At 38.1% G+C, this 17241-nt stretch carries 9 protein-coding genes and 1 tRNA gene; 6 read left to right on the forward strand and 4 right to left on the reverse strand.

Annotation, left to right across the window (positions count from 1 at the left end; translation table 11 throughout):
* The 4 genes from rimM to K6D58_RS05695 all read right to left on the reverse strand — a co-directional run bounded on the left by rimM (window position 1) and on the right by K6D58_RS05695 (window position 1407).
* Window positions 1–579 carry a ribosome maturation factor RimM gene (rimM, locus tag K6D58_RS05680; protein WP_296828512.1) on the reverse strand — a complete coding sequence of 193 codons (579 nt, stop codon included), beginning with the start codon at window positions 577–579 and terminating at the stop codon, window positions 1–3.
* 12 nt (window positions 580–591) lie between these two features.
* Complete coding sequence (locus K6D58_RS05685) at window positions 592–825, reverse strand: KH domain-containing protein (RefSeq protein ID WP_296828514.1); 234 nt, start codon at window positions 823–825, stop codon at window positions 592–594.
* 19 nt (window positions 826–844) lie between these two features.
* Window positions 845–1111, reverse strand: coding sequence for a 30S ribosomal protein S16 (gene rpsP, locus K6D58_RS05690; protein ID WP_296828515.1), 267 nt, complete (start codon window positions 1109–1111; stop codon window positions 845–847).
* Between the two features lie 222 nt (window positions 1112–1333).
* A tRNA-Asp gene (locus tag K6D58_RS05695) sits at window positions 1334–1407 on the reverse strand.
* Between the two features lie 270 nt (window positions 1408–1677).
* On the opposite strand from K6D58_RS05695, the gene K6D58_RS05700 reads away from it, so the two are divergent.
* The 6 genes from K6D58_RS05700 to K6D58_RS05725 all read left to right on the forward strand — a co-directional run bounded on the left by K6D58_RS05700 (window position 1678) and on the right by K6D58_RS05725 (window position 16763).
* Window positions 1678–3087, forward strand: a complete 1410-nt coding sequence (locus tag K6D58_RS05700) for a LuxR C-terminal-related transcriptional regulator (protein WP_296828517.1) — start codon at window positions 1678–1680, stop codon at window positions 3085–3087.
* A 165-nt stretch (window positions 3088–3252) separates the two neighbouring features.
* Window positions 3253–5400 (forward strand): adenylate/guanylate cyclase domain-containing protein, encoded by a 2148-nt coding sequence (locus K6D58_RS05705; protein WP_296828519.1) that lies wholly within the window; start codon window positions 3253–3255, stop codon window positions 5398–5400.
* Window positions 5366–8146 carry a FecR domain-containing protein gene (locus K6D58_RS05710; protein ID WP_296828521.1) on the forward strand — a complete coding sequence of 927 codons (2781 nt, stop codon included), beginning with the start codon at window positions 5366–5368 and terminating at the stop codon, window positions 8144–8146. Before K6D58_RS05705 ends, K6D58_RS05710 begins: the two co-directional genes overlap by 35 nt.
* Before the next feature lie 82 nt (window positions 8147–8228).
* Complete coding sequence (locus K6D58_RS05715) at window positions 8229–9419, forward strand: hypothetical protein (RefSeq protein ID WP_296828523.1); 1191 nt, start codon at window positions 8229–8231, stop codon at window positions 9417–9419.
* A gap of 11 nt (window positions 9420–9430) precedes the next feature.
* Window positions 9431–13285 (forward strand): right-handed parallel beta-helix repeat-containing protein, encoded by a 3855-nt coding sequence (locus K6D58_RS05720; RefSeq protein WP_296828524.1) that lies wholly within the window; start codon window positions 9431–9433, stop codon window positions 13283–13285.
* 43 nt (window positions 13286–13328) lie between these two features.
* On the forward strand, window positions 13329–16763 hold the full coding sequence (locus K6D58_RS05725; protein WP_296828526.1) for a leucine-rich repeat protein: 3435 nt from the start codon (window positions 13329–13331) through the stop codon (window positions 16761–16763).
* Window positions 16764–17241 lie beyond the last annotated feature (478 nt).

Raw genomic sequence — 17241 nt, forward strand, 5'->3', positions numbered from 1 at the left:
TTACTCCAGAATCCAGAGGTGCATCAGCTGCATTTTCTGAGCTTCAACATCAACTTCGCCAATAAACTCATCCTTAAACGGAACATATACCGTCTTTGGATTTCCTTTTTTGTTCAGTTTGACGCTGTCTGCCAGTAATGAACAACTCTCGGACAGCAAAATCTCAACGAGATAGCCTGATCCGCCTTCCAATACGTTTGTGACTGTGCCAACAACATGTTCTGCTGCCGGTGCGTCTTCCGCCGTTTCCTTATAAACTATTGAACAACCCTTAAGGTCTTCAATATACCACTCACCCTTCTGCAGAGGATGTGCGTATTTGCGTGGAACTACGATCTCCCACCTGTTGTATTTTGCAGCTTCTTCAGGTGAATTTATTCCCGCTAACTTCATATACAGAACAGCTGCTCCTTCCTTAGTTTCTTCAACCTTGAAAGTCTTTTTTTCTTCGCCGTTCACTAAAGTCACTTCTTCCATATTTGCAAAATGCTCATACTCGCCGGAAGTGCTTTCTACTTTGAACTCGCCCGTAATTCCGTGTGAACCCCGGACAATACCTACAACAAACTGCTCTACCATTCTAAGCTGCCATTAGTCCAGGATTTCAAGAGTGTAACGAGTACCATCTTTGCTGGATGTTGCACTTAAAACTGTACGAAGAGCTTTTGCAATACGACCGTACTTTCCAATAACTTTGCCAATGTCACCCTGAGCAACGCTGAGCTGAAGAACTCTTCCGCGGTCACCCTCGGTTTCTGTTACAGAGACTGCATTTGGATCATCGACCAATGATTTTGCAATGTATTCAATCAGGTCTTTTTCCATTGTTTAGTTCCTCTGTAAATTATTTGGCAAGAGATTTTCCAGCAGCGGACAAGCCCTTAATGTTGAAAAGCTTTTTCACCATGTCAGTAGGCTGTGCACCTACGCTGAGCCAGTACTTTGCACGTTCTTCATCAAAGCATACCTGATTAGCTTCTACAGCGATCGGGTGATACTGACCGATTTCTTCGATTGTAACTCCATCACGTGGTTTGCGTGAATCCTGAACTACAATACGATAGTCCGGGCGCTTTTTTGTACCGAACTTCTTGAGTCTGATTTTTACCACTTTAATCCTCCGAAGGTCTCTCACGAACGGGGTCAAGACCTAAGATATAGTTAGCACACCATACAGTGTGAATGGGAATGATATTGAAAAACAGGGCTTTAGTCAATGGTAAACTGTCCCTTATGTTGACGAATTAAAGAATACTCTGCGTTTTACTGCGGGGTAAAAAAGGGACCAGGGATTTAAAATAAAAAAACCTGCATCTAAGTGATACAGGTTATTCGGGATGTACGAGGCTCGAACTCGTGATCTCCGGCGTGACAGGCCAGCGCGATAACCAACTTCGCTAACACCCCAAAAGTGTTGATATATTAACCATATACATTTATTGTGTCAAGGGACTTTTGTGGTTTTTCGTAATTTTTTTTTATTTAAGGCCCGGGGTGTCTGTTTTAGGCGGGCTGCTTTTTTATATGACGGCACGACGGCAGTTTCTTAAGGCTTTTTTATTCAGCTTTATACCATGGTTTTATCCTTTACTTTTACCTTCATTTAGACTTTTAATTAAACCTATTTATATAGAAGATTTTCTAGTTTATTTATCTTTTCTGCTGTAAAATAAAGCTATGCTTATAAGTCCTGGTGAACTTTCCAAAAAGATGCTGAATTTTTCATATTCATATTTTCTCGTTGATGCCAGAAATGACAGGGAATCCTATTTTGCCCTGTCTGTTGAGCAGTTAAAGGAAAATCCCCTTTGTGTGGCAGGGGTCTTTTTGAACTATATAATGGAAGGAAAGTTAAAGGAAGCCTGGGATATTATTGATCTTATTCCGGAAGAATCTACCCCCGGCAGAAATTTCTTTCTTAAAAAGGGCCTTGTTCTGGTTCACCCGGAAGTAACCTGGAAGGAATTTATAGAAACACTTGATCTTTTTAGAAGGCTGGGGATTTCAATCAGTTCAGTTGTTCTTACGGCAGCCAGGCCGACTTTGCTTAACGGTTTTAATGACTTTACAAGACTTGGGCCTTTTCTGGAAAAAAGAAAGGATCTGATTATAGAGTATGTGTCTCATCTATATGGTAAAGAATGTGCACCTTTTATCTATAAACTTTGCCTGGCAGAATATTATTATCAGATTAACAATCTGCTTGAATCGGAAGTGCTGGTCAGTCACGTAATTAAGGAATTTGATGCAAAAAGTGAGAGAAGGCTTTTGTTTGCAGCACTTTCACTTCAGTCCAGAATTCTTTTGACTCAGGGAAGGACTGTAAATGCGGAAAGTTATATTCAGGATATAAGAAAACTGGTAAAAGAGGCAGGAAAAGCAGAGTTTTCTTACAATATTGATGCTGCAGAAGTAAAATGTGCCTTTTATGAGGGTAATTATTCTTTGGTGAATGAATGGTTTAAAAATAATGCCCCTGATGAATTTTCTGACTTTAACATGCTGGACTTGTACCGCTACATGATAAAAATACGCTGCTATATTATTACCGAAAAATATGCAGCTGTAGTTGCCCTTACAGAAAAACTCAGGCCTCTGTTGATTCTGGGAAAGAGGCATATGGACCTTTGCGAAATCGATATTCTTCTTGCGGTGAGTTTTTATAATGCAGGCAAAAAAGATCTGGCTTTTGAAGCTTTGGGAAGGGCTCTTAAACTTGTAAAGCGCCGTAAGTATTACCGCCTTATCGCTGATGAAGGAGAAGCTGTAATTCACCTGCTGATTGAATACGTTAACCTTAAGGGAAGCAGTCATTTTTTAATGGATCTTATTAAAATTACAAGGGAGATGGCTATTAAGCATCCTTTGTACCTTAAAGTTCAGTACGAAAATAATAAGGTGTTTTCTCCTATGGAAATAGATGTGCTAAAACTGCTGGAGCAGGGTAAAACTAAAGAAGATATTGGTGAATACTTTTTTATCAGCGTAAATACCGTTAAGTATCATATAAAGAAAATCTATGGAAAGCTGGGTGTTTCTTCTGCCCATCAGGCGGTTTGGAAGGCCAGAATATCGGGTATTATTTAGAAAAAGGGGTAAAAAATTTAACAAATTTACAATTTTTTTATTAAATTTGGCTTAAACTATCCTTTTGGATAGTGCGGACTTAAGTTAGCTGATGTATACTTAGTAGCTGGGATAGAAGAATTTTTTCTGGGGAAGGGTGCCCTGGTATTACTGGAGTATATTTAAATGAAGTCCAATAAAAAAGAAAAAAATTTCCCTCTTGGGGTAAAGCTTGCAATTATAATTGGTTTTATAGTACTGGCATCTCTTGGTACTGTAACTTACCTTAACAGTTATTTTGTCTCTAAAGATGTACGTATTACTGCAGAAGAAAATAATCTTACTATTAATACCCGTTCTGCTTCTACCGTACAAAATGAACTTACAGATTTAAGGGCTAATGTACTTCAGCTTCTTGACCTTATAAATGCTGCAAGCGGAGGAAAAACTTCTGCCCTGTCAAAACAGGCTGAGGCTTTTTTCTTTGAAAGAAATCAGGGAATTGCAGAAATTGCAGTCCTTACTGATTTTGGCAACGGGGGCAGCCTTCTTCTTCATACAGACTTAAAAAATAACAGGTTTTATACTTCCAACGAAATTGATTCTGATGTAACGGAAGGTCTTTTTATTCAGCTTGAAAAAGATCTTCACCGGGCCTGCAGGGGTGAGACTATAGTCCTTAATGTTTCGCCTTTTTATAAGAGTGCCATGCTGGGGCTTTTGATTCCTTACAGGGAAAATGGTCTTGAGCAGTGCTGTATGATTCTTTTTAGTCTGGAAGAGATTTCTTCTATACTGGGTACCGGTTCAATTAACGAAACCTTCCTTATTAATGACAGTGACGAACTTCTCTGTCATCCGGAAAATGATCGTGTGCTTTCGGGACAGAGTATGAAGAATCATCCCCTTGTTAAACTTATGAGGGAAAAAAATCAGAACAGCGAAGAAAGCCGTCAGATTGAATATAATGGCAGCAACTCTAAGGGTAAAAATATCCGCTACATCGGTGCCTATCAGAAAACAAGTATTGCAGATATTTCTGTTTTAACTTCCGTTCCTCTTGATACTGTTCTTGAGGGAGTAAGGACAACAAGAAAAAATAATCTTTATCTTATGGGCGTTGTTCTTTTTATCTCCATAATTTTTATCCTTACTTTTTCACGCTATGCAATTTCAAGACCACTGCGTCATCTTACTGCTTCTGCGGAAGAAATTCAGAAGGGTAATTTTAATACTCCCCTGATTTCTCTTTTAAATACAAAGCGTCGTGATGAAATTGGTCTTCTTAATAAATCAACTCAGGATGAACAGGAATTCCTTAATACATTTGCAAGGTTTACTAACCGTGGTGTTGCAAAAGCCATTGCCCGTAAGGAAATTGATTTTGAACCTCACCTTAAGGATGTAAGTATTTTCTTTAGTGATATCCGTGGTTTTACTGCAATTTCTGATGGTTTTAAAAACCGCTTTGGAGAAGAAAGTCCTAGAGAAATCATCGGCTTCTTAAATGACTATATGAGCCGCATGGTTAACTGTGTAACTATTTCTGGTGGAACAATCGATAAGTTTGAAGGAGACGCAATCATGGCTGTCTGGGGAATCCTTAGGGATGAAGACTTAAGCTTTGAAAATCTTCCTGATTCAGATCCGTCTAAAAAAGAAAAGGAAGCCCTTCATCATAAACACATTCAGCAGGATGCAATCAGTGCAATCAGGGGAACTATTGCAATGCGCTATGCCCTTATGCAGTACAACAAGGATGCAGAAGCATTTACTAAGGCCCACGAACATGAAGCTAAGGCAAAATACAAGCCTCATATCAGAATCGGATGCGGTATAAATACTGGTCGTGCAACCTGCGGTATTATGGGAAGCGAAGACAAGATGGAATATACTGCTATCGGAGACAGTGTAAACTTTGCCAGCCGTACAGAAAGTTCCAACAAGCCATGTGGTACTGACATTCTTATTACTCAGGATACATACAACCTTCTTAAAAAAGATTACATAAAGTGTGAAGAAAATAATTTTACTCTTGCAGAAGAAAACAGGGTAAACGAAATCGTTGTAGAAATGATTCCTGTTGAATTTGAAGTTAAGGGTAAGGGTGCCCAGCATTTTTACGGTGTAGTAAATATGCCGCAGTTTGATATAGAAGAATTTTTTAAGACTGCAGATAAAGACTTTAAGCTTGATAGTGATTGTGCCCGCGCAGTTGGTAAGTTTGGACCAAAGACATTAAATGAAATGAGAAATCTCCTTGGTATTCCAATTCCAGAATTTGAATCGGTGAACTTAAATGAAGAAGAAAATAAGATTCAGGTTAAAAAATGATTTAGCCATTCCTTTCTGGATATCAGTTTTTATTTGTCTCACCTGTGCAATGCTCTGCTATTATCTTTTTCATAATAGTTTTTTCAGGGCATTAATGAAGCTGGATGAAGATCCTATTGCTACCATTACTTTTAAATATAAAACTGCAGAAAGAAAATTTCTTGACCGTGTTATATGGGACAGACTCAGACAGAACTCTCCGGTTTATAACGGTGACACAATTCACACTGCAGAATTTTCGGAAGCAACTGTCTGGTTTGATGACGGTACAACTCTTGACCTGGCAGAAAATACAATGGCTCAGGTTTTTCTTCATGATGACGGAATGCATGGAGCAGAACTTACTTCCGGTACTGCAAACATTGAATCGGTGGAAGGTGGAAAAGGTTTTTCTTTTTCCAGTTCAAATGTGCAGGTTTCTGTAAAGGCTGGTACAAGACTTTCTGCGGAGAGGGTAGAGGATTCAACTGTAAATCTTTCCGTGCAGAGGGGTGATGCGGTTTTAAATTCCGGAGAAACTTTAACGGAAGGTAAGGCTGTAACTGTAATCGATGGCGTTGCATCTGCACCGCTTTTTTCTGTTGTGTCGCCTGTACAGAATCAGAAGTTTTTGTATTTTTCTGAGGAACAGTACACTGTTGATTTTGAATGGCAAAGCAGTGAAGTAATTTCTGATCTTGAATTAAAAATTTCTACTGATAAGAGATTTAAAAATATAGTAAAGACTGTAAAGGCTGCTGACATTAATAAAACAAGTGTGGAACTTTCTAAGGGAACTTATTACTGGCAGCTCTCTGGTACAGGGAGTGAAGAAAAACATCACAAGGAAATAGAAACCTGTTCCGGAAAGTTTCAGGTAATTCAGTCTTTAAAGCCTGAGCTGGTAATTCCTGTTAATGATTACAACTATACTTACAGAAAGCAGAATCCTTCTATTCGTTTTATCTGGGATTCAAGTGAAGCTGCTACTGCATATAATTTTATTGTTTCCAGAAACAGTGATATGTCTTCTCCTCTTGTTGCCCAGAGGTCTTCAAGCCCTTCAATAATTATTTCTACTCTTGGAGCAGGTACCTATTATTATCAGGTTACTCCTTACTACGTAGTTAATCATGCAGGCTTGCAGAATCCTTCTGACATGGGACGCTTTACAATTGAGCAGAGGGATGAACTTAAGGCTCCTGTTCTTGTAAGCCCTGGAGATAAGGAATTTGTTGATAAGACTAAGGATAAGACAATACTTTCATGGCAGATGGAAAATGAAAGTGTTACTTACAGTATAAATGTTTCAAGACAGAAAAATCTTTCTTCTCCTGTAATTTCAAGAGAGACAAGGGATAACTACATAACTTTAACTTCTTCAGAAATTAAAAAACTCTCAGATGGTGAATATTACTGGGGTGTAAGTCAGACAGACAGCGAAGGAAATAAATCTGAGCTTTCTTCTATAAGATCCTTCTATGCCCTTAATGGCGAAATTGAACAGAGAACGGTTTTTCCTCCGGACAATTATGTTTTGTGGAAACCTCTTGTGTCTGATACAAGATTTACATGGAAAACAAATCTTAATCTTATGCAGTATATTCAGATTGCAAGTGACAGGGATTTTACAAATATTGTTTTTGATTCAGAAACAAGCGGAACTTCTTATTCCGGTGCAAATCTTGAAAACGGGGAATACTACTGGCGTATTACAACTAAGGACCAGAATTTTATCCGTGGTACAGCTGCAAAAAAACTTACTGTTGTTCCTGAACTTTCTGCCGGAAAAATTATTGCTCCTACTGTTGTAAGGCGTGCTGTTGTACGTCCAAGTGAACCTTGTACCTTCAGCTGGGAAGAAAATAAAGAAGCTGATTACTACAGAATTAAAATTTACAAGGCTGGCAGTGATAAGGTTTTGTATGACCAGAACTTTATAAGTGATAATCATATAGAAGTAGAAGTAGATAAATTTGAAGAAGGTACATACCGCTGGGAACTTCAGGCTTATGCTTATGAATCTGATAAAGCTTCCCGTAGAAGTTCCATGCTTTCTGAATCTAACTTTGTACTTAGAAAAATCAGACCGGCAAAACTTTTGTCTCCGTCAAACGGACAGTCTTTTGGAGGCTGGGATGCAATTGATAATCCTCCTTTGTTAAAGTGGTCTTCTTACGAAAGATACTCTAAGGCAAATATTGTTCTTGTAAAAAAATCCGGACTGGATGTGGGAGAAAGGATTTATATTCAGGATGGTTACCAGCAGCAGCTTCCTGCTTTAAGTGCCGGTGAATATGAATGGTATGTTAATGCCTATACACTGGATGATCTGGATATTACTTCTGATGTAAGATATTCATTTACTGTAGAAGAGATTCCTCCATTTGCAGCTCCGGAAAACGTAAAGACTGCAGGGGGAGATTATTTTGATTCTTCTTACTTGAGAAAAACTCCTTACATTGTATTTAAGTGGAAGGAAGTTGCACATGCCGACAGTTATGTTCTTGAAATTTTTGGTAAGAAAAATAAGCTTTTATTTACTCAGTTCCTTACAGGTAATAAAACAACAGAATACAAACTTGACAATCTTTCTGATTTTGCAAAGGGAGATTTTACCTGGAGCGTTAAGGCTGTGCTTCTTGATGAAGAAAAGAAAAGAATTCTTATAGATGGTATTCCTGGAAAAGGTAAGTTTACAATTAATTACTCTTTAAACAAGAATGGTGGTAAACGTAAAAAGCAGGGGGATTTGTATGCTGAATAAAAAAATCTTACCTGTCTTTATTTTGTGTGGAATTTTCTCATTGCATTATAAACCTTTAGGATTATATGCTCAGGAAAATAATATGCCGGATTCTTCTGTAGAAAAAAATATTTCTGCCAGAGATGAAAATGCTTCTGCCAATATAATCCGTCAGCCTTTTGCCTGGGAAAATGCAGGTGATGTTTTAAAATACGAAATCATTATTTACAGAATAGATGATGAGACCGGAAAAAGTGAACAGGTCTTTTTTCATGAGACAACAGAAGAAGAAAACGAAAGCTGTCTTATTTATATAGAACCAGTACTTCCACCTGGACGTTATCGTTCAAAGATTAATGTTTACAATATTCTTGGTGGACTTGAAGAAGGTCTTAATACGGAAGATGTTTTTGTAATCCGTCAGGCATATAAGCCGGAAGTAAAAAATGTTTCTTATCCTCTCTATATGAGGTCTACAGTTTATCTTGATGATTTTGATAACGACGGAATTATAGAAATAGAAGGACGTAATCTTTTTGAAACAGACCCTGAACATGAGGAACTTGTATTTACTGATTATTTTCTTAAGAGTGAAAAGCGAATCTTAAAGCCTCAGTCTATACTTTTTCATGACTCTGATAACCGTAAGGTAAAGTTTCAATTCAGCATGAGAAGTCTTGATGTTGGTGAATATCATTTTGTTGCTCAGGATGCTTCAGGTCTTCATTCAGAAGAGAATAACGATACAAAGTTTACGGTTAAGTTTAAAAAGTGGATGGACCTTGATATAGAAGCCGGTTATGTTCTTCCGGTTATGGTGCAGGATAATATTTTTGGAAAGTACATGGATACAAATATGTTTCCTTTTAGTGCCCAGGGAAGAATTACATTTATTCCTTATAAGAGAAGTATGGGATATTTTGGACTTGGTTTAAAAGGAACTTACAGCCGCCTTAATGCAGATTTTGATACTTACAGCATTGATGGTAATTTTGCAACAGCTCATCTTCTTTTTGTTTACCAGTTTCCAACTTTTAAAAGAAAGCTTTACTGGGAAGTTCACGGTGGTGCAGGTATTTCTTATTTTAATAACATTGTTTTTCATTTTGCAAACAATATTGATTCGGAGCAATTAAATACAATAAGTCCGTCTTTTGATGCTGGCCTTGCAGTACAGTTTTATATTAACAAGCGACTTTATATAGAAGCTGCAGGTGATTATGTTCTTACAGTTAATGATGGAAACTTACTGGGAATGGTTATGCCTTCTCTTGGTCTGGGATGGCAGTTTTAGGAGGTGGAAAATTGAAAAGAAGTTTTTTATTTTTTGCTGCAGTAATTTTTTTATTTTTATCCTGTGATTTTAATACCCTTACAAAACCAGGCTGGAATAATTCAGCAGAAGAATTTTTTCAGGAGTATACCAATACTGCTGCTATTGAGGCTTTTGAACTTGATGTTGATTCTTACAAAGATGCTTCCGGAAATCTCTGTATTGCATCTGATGCTGACTGCGGAATAACTTTTTACTTAAGAAATCCTCAGGGGTATGACCTGAATGTTTCCAGGGAATTTCCTAACCTGGATACGGAGAGTGGAAGTATTGCAAGTAAACTTTCTTCTGTAGAGATTGAACAGAAGGATACAGATTTTATTTATGTAAAGCTTCCTTCTTCTTTTTTAATGGAAGCTGACCAGTATTCAAAGGATATCAGTCATGTAATTTCACTTACAGAGGTTAAGTCCGGCCGACAGTTTAAGGATTACACAATGCCTCTCTACTGTAATTCAAAACCACCTGTTCCTTCTGCCGCAGTTGTTGTTCAGACTCAGGAGACCCCTTCAAAATGGGTAGTATGTTTTGACCTTCCTTCTGTTTCTTCTATGTCGGGACTGCATAATGATTTGTCTAAAATTTTAATTGATGGAAAAGAATATGAAATTGTAAATACTGATGGTACAGCTTCTTTTTCTGATGACCAGTCAGAAATATATTCAGAGTCTACAAAGCCTTCTGATATAAGTCTGGCTGCAAATACAAATACCGGCCTTACTTTTGAAAGTTCAGGTGGTCAGCCGGTTTACTTTTTTACAGGTGATGAAGCTGATGAAAATGAAAGAATCTATACTATAGAAGTTTTTGATAATTCAGGGCTTTCTTCTTCTCTTGCAGTGTCAGCTCAGGGATATAAACTTTCTGCAGCAAGTCTTTATGACAATGAAGGTACTGAAGCTTTTGTTTCCGGAGGCAGTACAGAAAATTCTGTATGTCAGAATGATGATGGCAGCGGAACTTTGCGTTTTACGGCAGAGGCAAAAACTGCAGCTATTACTTATACAGACAGCAGTGGAAGTGAACAGACTGTAGAAGCCTGCGACTATGACTCATCTGATGCAAGTATTGTTTATGAAATTTACACTGACTCAGGCTTTACCAGTCTTTATTCCAGCGGCAGTATTAAGGGACTTGAAGGAAGCATTACTGTGCCTTCAGGTACTTGTTATGTCAGGGCCTTTGTAAGAAAACCTTTGTATGCAGACAGTAGTGTGCTAACATGGAAGTGCCACGTTGTAAGAACCAGGGTTTATGTTGCAAATGAAGAATCCGGGGGAAGCAACGCAAACGACGGAACCCTGGCTCATCCGGTAGAAACGATTAGTGCAGCGGTAGATATGTTTGATTTGGCCACTGCGGATAATTATGTTTATGTACTTACTGATTTGTATAATAATGAAAAAAACATTGATTTTAGTGGTGTTAATGTAACAATTATGGGATCAGATACTTCTCGCAACGATGTAATGAGGACCCTTGATGCAAATGGCATTTCAGTTCCAGATTCAGATTATATCTTTGGATGTTGTGGAGCCAATGACCTAACAGTAAAGAACCTTACCATAAAGAATGCAAATATTGAAAACAACATCGTTAATTTTAGTGGTGTAACAGGCAATCTAGTATTTGAAAATTTTGATATTACAGGATGTACTTCATCAAACGGATTGGTTCTTAGTGCCAGCACTGATGGTTCAGATGCTACAGTGACTATGACAGACTGTAATATTACAGATTCTACTTCTGAAGGCGAAGTGCTAAATATAGATTCAAAAACTATTTTATCTATGACGAATTGTAATATATCTGGTTCAACTTCTGATACAGAGCTTCTTTGTACAAGTTCAACAACACTGACTTTGACCAACTGTAATTTTACAAACAATACAATTGGTAATGGTGATTATCTTATAGAAGTAAATAATGCAACAGAATTTACTGCAAGTAGCTGTAAGATTACCGGCAATGATTCAACAATAATTAACATTCCAGTTATACAATATGATGTAGATGCTTCTACTTTGAATTTTGACGATGTGGAAATTTCTGGTAACGGCTCAAAGATAATGGGAATTAACTGTCAGTCAAAGGATGTAACATTAAAAGATTCCACGATAAGCGGCTGTCAGTCTTATGCCTTCTATGATGGGTATGAAGATGATGGCAACAGTTTTGTAATGGATAATACTGAAATTTCTGATACTACCCTTACAGATGATGATGATGATGTTGTTTACTTTACAGCTTCTACAATAACAATAACAGATTCAACTATAAAAGATAATACACCTAAGGATTCTTCCAGTGATATCTTTGAGTTTGAGATTCCAGGTGGTAGTAGTCCGAATGTCCAGCTTTCAGGTACAAAATTTCTGAACAATGGAATCAGTGAGGACAATTATTTTAATAATTTGTTCTTATTGCAAAGTTGTGGAAATGGCAGCATAGAAGTAATTAATTGTGATTTCAGCAAGAACTTTACTTGTTATGCTTTATATTTTGATTCTGACAGCTACACAGATATAACTATAAATAATACCACATTTACAGAAAACTTTGCCGATATAACTCTTGTTTTATTTGGCAGTAATTCAGATAGCTGTAATTTTACGAATGTCTCTTTTGAACAAAATGATGGTAATCTTATTGATCTTAGCAAAACAGCAACTTTTGAAAATTTAACAGTTACCAACAACACTAATGACGCAAGCCTTATTACAACATCCGGCAGCTTTACCATGAAGGGCGGTTCAATAAGCAACAACACAATAATTCCTTTGGTTACAGCAGGAAGTGAATTAAAAGGCGGATTGTTTGCCGCGTCCGGAACTTCATCTTCTCCAATTACAAGCGTAATCTTTACAGGCGTAACAATCAGCGGTAATAAAATTAATAATTCTGCAAGCCAGTATGGAGTAAATGGCGGAGCATTGTATATTGATAATGCTATGTTCTTTAAATTAGAGTCCTGCACAATAAGCGGTAACTCTGTTGAATACAATGGAACTTCCAGTGTAAACCTTTTTGGTGGGGATTTGTATTTAAGCAATATTGAAGTTGCACGTATAACCGACACAAGCTTTGATAACAGCGGATTTACTACAAGCAATACAAGTTCAACAATTTGCGGTAACTCTATTTATGAGTCGTCGGCAAATATTTATCTTGAAGGAAGCACGTCTTTTGCAGATGGTAATGATATTTATATTTGTTCAAGTACAAGTAGTACAGGACTTGATACTACTTTAAGAGTCTCAGAGAACTTTACAGGTCCAGCTACACTTACTCTTGGAGAATACATAGAGGGCAGCACAATTATTCAGGCTATGGACGACGGCACTTACATTACCGGCACAATCTGTAACAAATTCACCATAACAGACCAGGTTGTTAACGATGAAACTACCTCCTGGGTACTGGCACCAAATTCTACTCTAAATGAAGGCCTTTTGAGTAAGCCTGGACTTTCAGTTACTACCAGCGACGGTTCTTACACAATGGCCCTGGATACAAGCAGCAGCTTTACAAAAAGTCAAGTTTCTGACGGAAGTGCAAGTGTAAGCTGGTCAATTAAAGACAGCAGCGACACAGTGGTTGCATCTTCTACAACAGCTCTTGCTTCAATGACTTCTGCAACAATTACTTTGTATTCAAATGGAATAGCTTATCCTGGAGTTAGCGCTGTTACAAATACAAACGGAACAACACCAAGTCTTACCCTGCCAGACACTATGCCAGCTGGTTCTTATAGCGTAAAGATAGAAGCTGTTATTGGAAGTAATACTTATACAGGAGAGCTTCCAATTACAATTACAAGTGAATAATTTTGTGCAAGTTCAGTAAAGAGGATTTTCTAAGGAGAATAATATGAAAGGATTTTACAGATTTTTTGCTTTTGTCGCAGTTCTAAGCCTTTTTTCAGCATGTTCAGATCTTTCCATAGAAGAGGATTCTTCCAAAAAAAACAACGGCTCCAGCAAAGAAGTTTCTGCTCCAGGAATCTACCTTACGGCCACTGACCCCAACGGAAATAAAATTGGCGGTGGGGAAAGTTCAAGCCGCAACGCCAGCCCGGTAATAGATGGAGGTTGGTCTTACTATGGCGTACTAGTTACAAGTGGAACTGTGCCAGATGAATCTACCAAATTGCAAAAGGTAACATACAATTCTACTTCAGGCAGTCTTTACTACCCAATGAATAAATCAGAATTAGATACAAAAGGCAATATGGATTTGTATGTGTATGGATTTCCATCTTCACAAAATACTCATACTGCTGTTACAGCCTCTCTATATCTAAAAAGTACAATAAGCATTGACGGAGCAAGCCTTGCTTATACAACAAGCGGAAAGTTTGCAATATGCACAGGAGAATCTGAAACAGCAGGTTACGGAACTATAAACTTAAAGGTTAATGTAAGTGGAACAAATATAGAGTATGTTACTTATACAGTTAAAATGGGGACTGAAGGTTCCTCTACCAGCGGAAGCTCTACAGTTAGCGACAGCATTCTTACAATAAATCCAAAGGATGATGGCGGAACAGATTCTAAACAATTTTCAGCGGGCACCTATACTCTTACTATGAGTTGTTATAATTCTAATGGCGGCAATCTTATTTACTACCGGACAGAAACTGTGGAAGTCTGGCCGGGCTGTGAGACTAATACCTGGTATACAGGGAATGGAATTGTAGATGAGTTAAGCATTTCTTCTGATTCACTTTTTAAGACTTATTTTGTCTGCGGTTCAGATTCCTATTTTTATGGTAATTCACTCACATCTTACACCAATGCCAGTGATACCAACACCGGCGGTATAGGTGCTCCTCTGGCCACTGTGGGGGAAGCTGTAAACCGTATTCTTGCAGCAAATGACGGTACTTCTGAGTATATGATTTATCTGGATGGAACGGATACTTCTGTTTCTTCGTCAAAAATAAATATTACTGAAACTTCCAAGGCACTAAATCTGACCATAAAATCTCTTACCAGCAGCCAGGCGGTGTTGAATGGGTATTCAGATACAGCTACATCTACCAAAGACTCTTATGAGGGCGCCCTGCTTAATATTTCAGGGAAGTCTAGTACTGATACAAAAATAAATCTGGAAAACATAAAGATTTGCGGGCATAACAATTCTGCAAGTGATGGAACTGGCGGAGGAATTTACAGCAGTAAAGCCACCATTACATTGACAAACTGCATAATAAGCGGCAACCAGGCTGCAAATGGCGGTGGAATCTACCATAACGGCAATATTACAATGAATGGCGGAAGAATAAGCGGAAATACAGCCACTTCAAACGGAGGCGGAGTAGCTGTGGTTGCTGGGACAAGTTCAAATGCAAGCTTTTACATGAAAGGGACAGCGGTAATTGGAGATTCGAGTGCAACTTCAACAGCAACCAGTAGTGATGTGTGTTCCAATTCTGCAAACCTGGGTGCTGGTATTTACGTTAGTGGTGGCAGCCTTTACATTGGCTATACAGCTGACGGAAATGAAGATGGAAATTTTGAAGGTGGAGTTTACTATAACTTTGCCAGCAGCAATGGTGGCGGAGTTTATGCAGATACTCATTCTGTTGTTAAGATGAGTGGTGGTACCATAGGCAGAAATGCTGCCACTTCAAACGGAGGCGGAGTTTATACGCTTGGAAGCTTATATCTTTGCGGCTCCGCTGTAATTGGAGATTCCACTGCTACTACAACAGCAACAGTTAATGATAATTCAAATTCTGTTACAAACGGTAATGGTGGTGGAATTTACTCAAGTGGCGGCAGCGTTTACATTGGCTATACAGCTGACGAAGACATAGATAATGATTTTAATGGTGGAGTTTACTATAACTATGCCAGCAATCATGGTGGCGGAGTTTATGCAGTTGATAATTCTGTTGTTAAAATGAGTGGTGGTTATATAAGTGCAAACATGGCTTATCTTAATGGCGGTGGAATTTACACTTCAGGAAGAGCTTTTATTTCTTCTGGTCAAATAATGAAAAATGATGCATTTCAGAATAGAGGAGGAATGGGTGGTGGAATTTATAACGCAGGAAACTTATTTGTGTACGGGGACACATTAATTGGGCATGATGTGGCTTCTGATTCTACCTGGAAGCCGGACTTTTCTAATTTTGCAGTAAATGGTGGTGGTGGTGTTTATAATCAAGGTAGTTTTTATTTAGGTTATAAAACAGCAACAGAGAAGGATGCAACTTCGACTTGTAAAATATTCAACTGTTATGGAGGCTATGGTGGAGGTGTATATAATGATGGATCCTTTTATTTTGCTTATGGAGTAATAGAAAATAATACATCTAAATATAATGCAGGTGCTGTTTATAATTATGGAAACATCTATCTTAGTTGTAAGGCTTACATCCCAGCCGGCTATACAGACAAAAATGGCACCAAAAGTACCGGAGTTAAAATGAATGATGTTTACATGAAAAGTATAAGTTATAACCTTTCTTTAAATCCAATAACTATAACAGGGGCTCTTACTCCGCCAGAAGAAGCAAACGGTGTTGTGGCTACGATTACTCCGGAAGCTTATACTGAGGGTACCCAGGTTCTTGGAGACAATAACAACAGCTCATATGTCAGTTCCAATTACATGAAATTTGTATTAGCTCAAGAAGGTTACGCTATTGATAATAAAGGAACGGTCCAGAAAGGATATTTGGCAGATACGGCGCCAGCTTATATTTCAACTATGACTGAATCAGGAACCGTAAGAGTTTTTGGCTATATTAACACCGATACGATAGCCGCTATAAAAACTGCTCTCTATACTTTATATGAAAACAAGCCTACTATAAGAGTTAAGCTTGACCTTTCTCAAACTACGGGACTGACGGAACTGCCGGAGAAGGCTTTTTCAAATGGTTTTAACACGGACGGTTGTTTAGCACTGGAATGTATAAGCCTGCCTGAAGGAATTACAAAAATAAATAATCTTTCTTTCTGCAATTGTAAAAATCTTACCACGGTGACGATTCCTTCTACAGTTACAGAAATAGGAAGGGCAGCATTTTATAGCACAGGTCTTACAGGAATTCTCAATATTCCAAACTCCGTAAAGAAATTCGGATATCAAGTATTTTATAATACCCCTGACGACTTGACCTTGCAATATGAGGATCAAATTTCTACTTGGATCAAATACAAGGAGAATGGAACAGAGGTAACGAATGAAGATCTCGGCAATTATTATCCTTACAGTGGAGTTTGCCCTACAAAAGTAGAGCTTTCAACGACGGCACAAGGAGATACTTATATAGAAAAAAGCAGCAGCTGATTATATCCAATTCAGTCAAGAAAAATTGCTGAATTAAACGAAGAAATTGCATCGGGACGGAAGAAAATTGCGCCAATACAGGTGATATAACAGCGTCTGATAAATACACATCAAGTGATAAAACATCTGGTGCAGGAGGTATTGCCGGAGGCCCTAATGCAAACAATAGCGATTGGCAGCCTATAATAACTAATTCTACTACTTATAAGAAATGGAAGGTATCAGGTACCGAACTAGTCTTTGAATAAGCCCCCCCCCGTGAGGGATTGGAGCACCTTTAGTCCACCGCAGGGAGCGGAGGCGACTGAGGAGGATGAGCGCCAGCGAAGTGCGCAAAGTGAACTGAACCCCAAAAGTTGGACAGTTTTGGAGGTTATATGAGTAAAATATATACAACGGAATTCAAACTTAAAGTTGTACAAGAATACCAAAAAGGAGAAAAAGGAAGTACGATTCTTGGGCATGAAATGAATATTCA

It is taken from the genome of Treponema sp., from assembly GCF_024696245.1.
Classification (GTDB): domain Bacteria; phylum Spirochaetota; class Spirochaetia; order Treponematales; family Treponemataceae; genus Treponema_D.

Bases quoted from the DNA above. Each gene is read 5' to 3' on its own strand.
- K6D58_RS05705 (WP_296828519.1), top strand. From the start codon at position 3,253: ATGAAGTCCAATAAAAAAGAAAAAAATTTCCCTCTTGGGGTAAAGCTT.
- K6D58_RS05700 (WP_296828517.1), top strand. From the start codon at position 1,678: ATGCTTATAAGTCCTGGTGAACTTTCCAAAAAGATGCTGAATTTTTCA.
- rimM (WP_296828512.1), bottom strand. From the start codon at position 579: ATGGTAGAGCAGTTTGTTGTAGGTATTGTCCGGGGTTCACACGGAATT.
- K6D58_RS05710 (WP_296828521.1), top strand. From the start codon at position 5,366: ATGAAGAAGAAAATAAGATTCAGGTTAAAAAATGATTTAGCCATTCCT.
- K6D58_RS05685 (WP_296828514.1), bottom strand. From the start codon at position 825: ATGGAAAAAGACCTGATTGAATACATTGCAAAATCATTGGTCGATGAT.
- K6D58_RS05725 (WP_296828526.1), top strand. From the start codon at position 13,329: ATGAAAGGATTTTACAGATTTTTTGCTTTTGTCGCAGTTCTAAGCCTT.
- K6D58_RS05715 (WP_296828523.1), top strand. From the start codon at position 8,229: ATGCCGGATTCTTCTGTAGAAAAAAATATTTCTGCCAGAGATGAAAAT.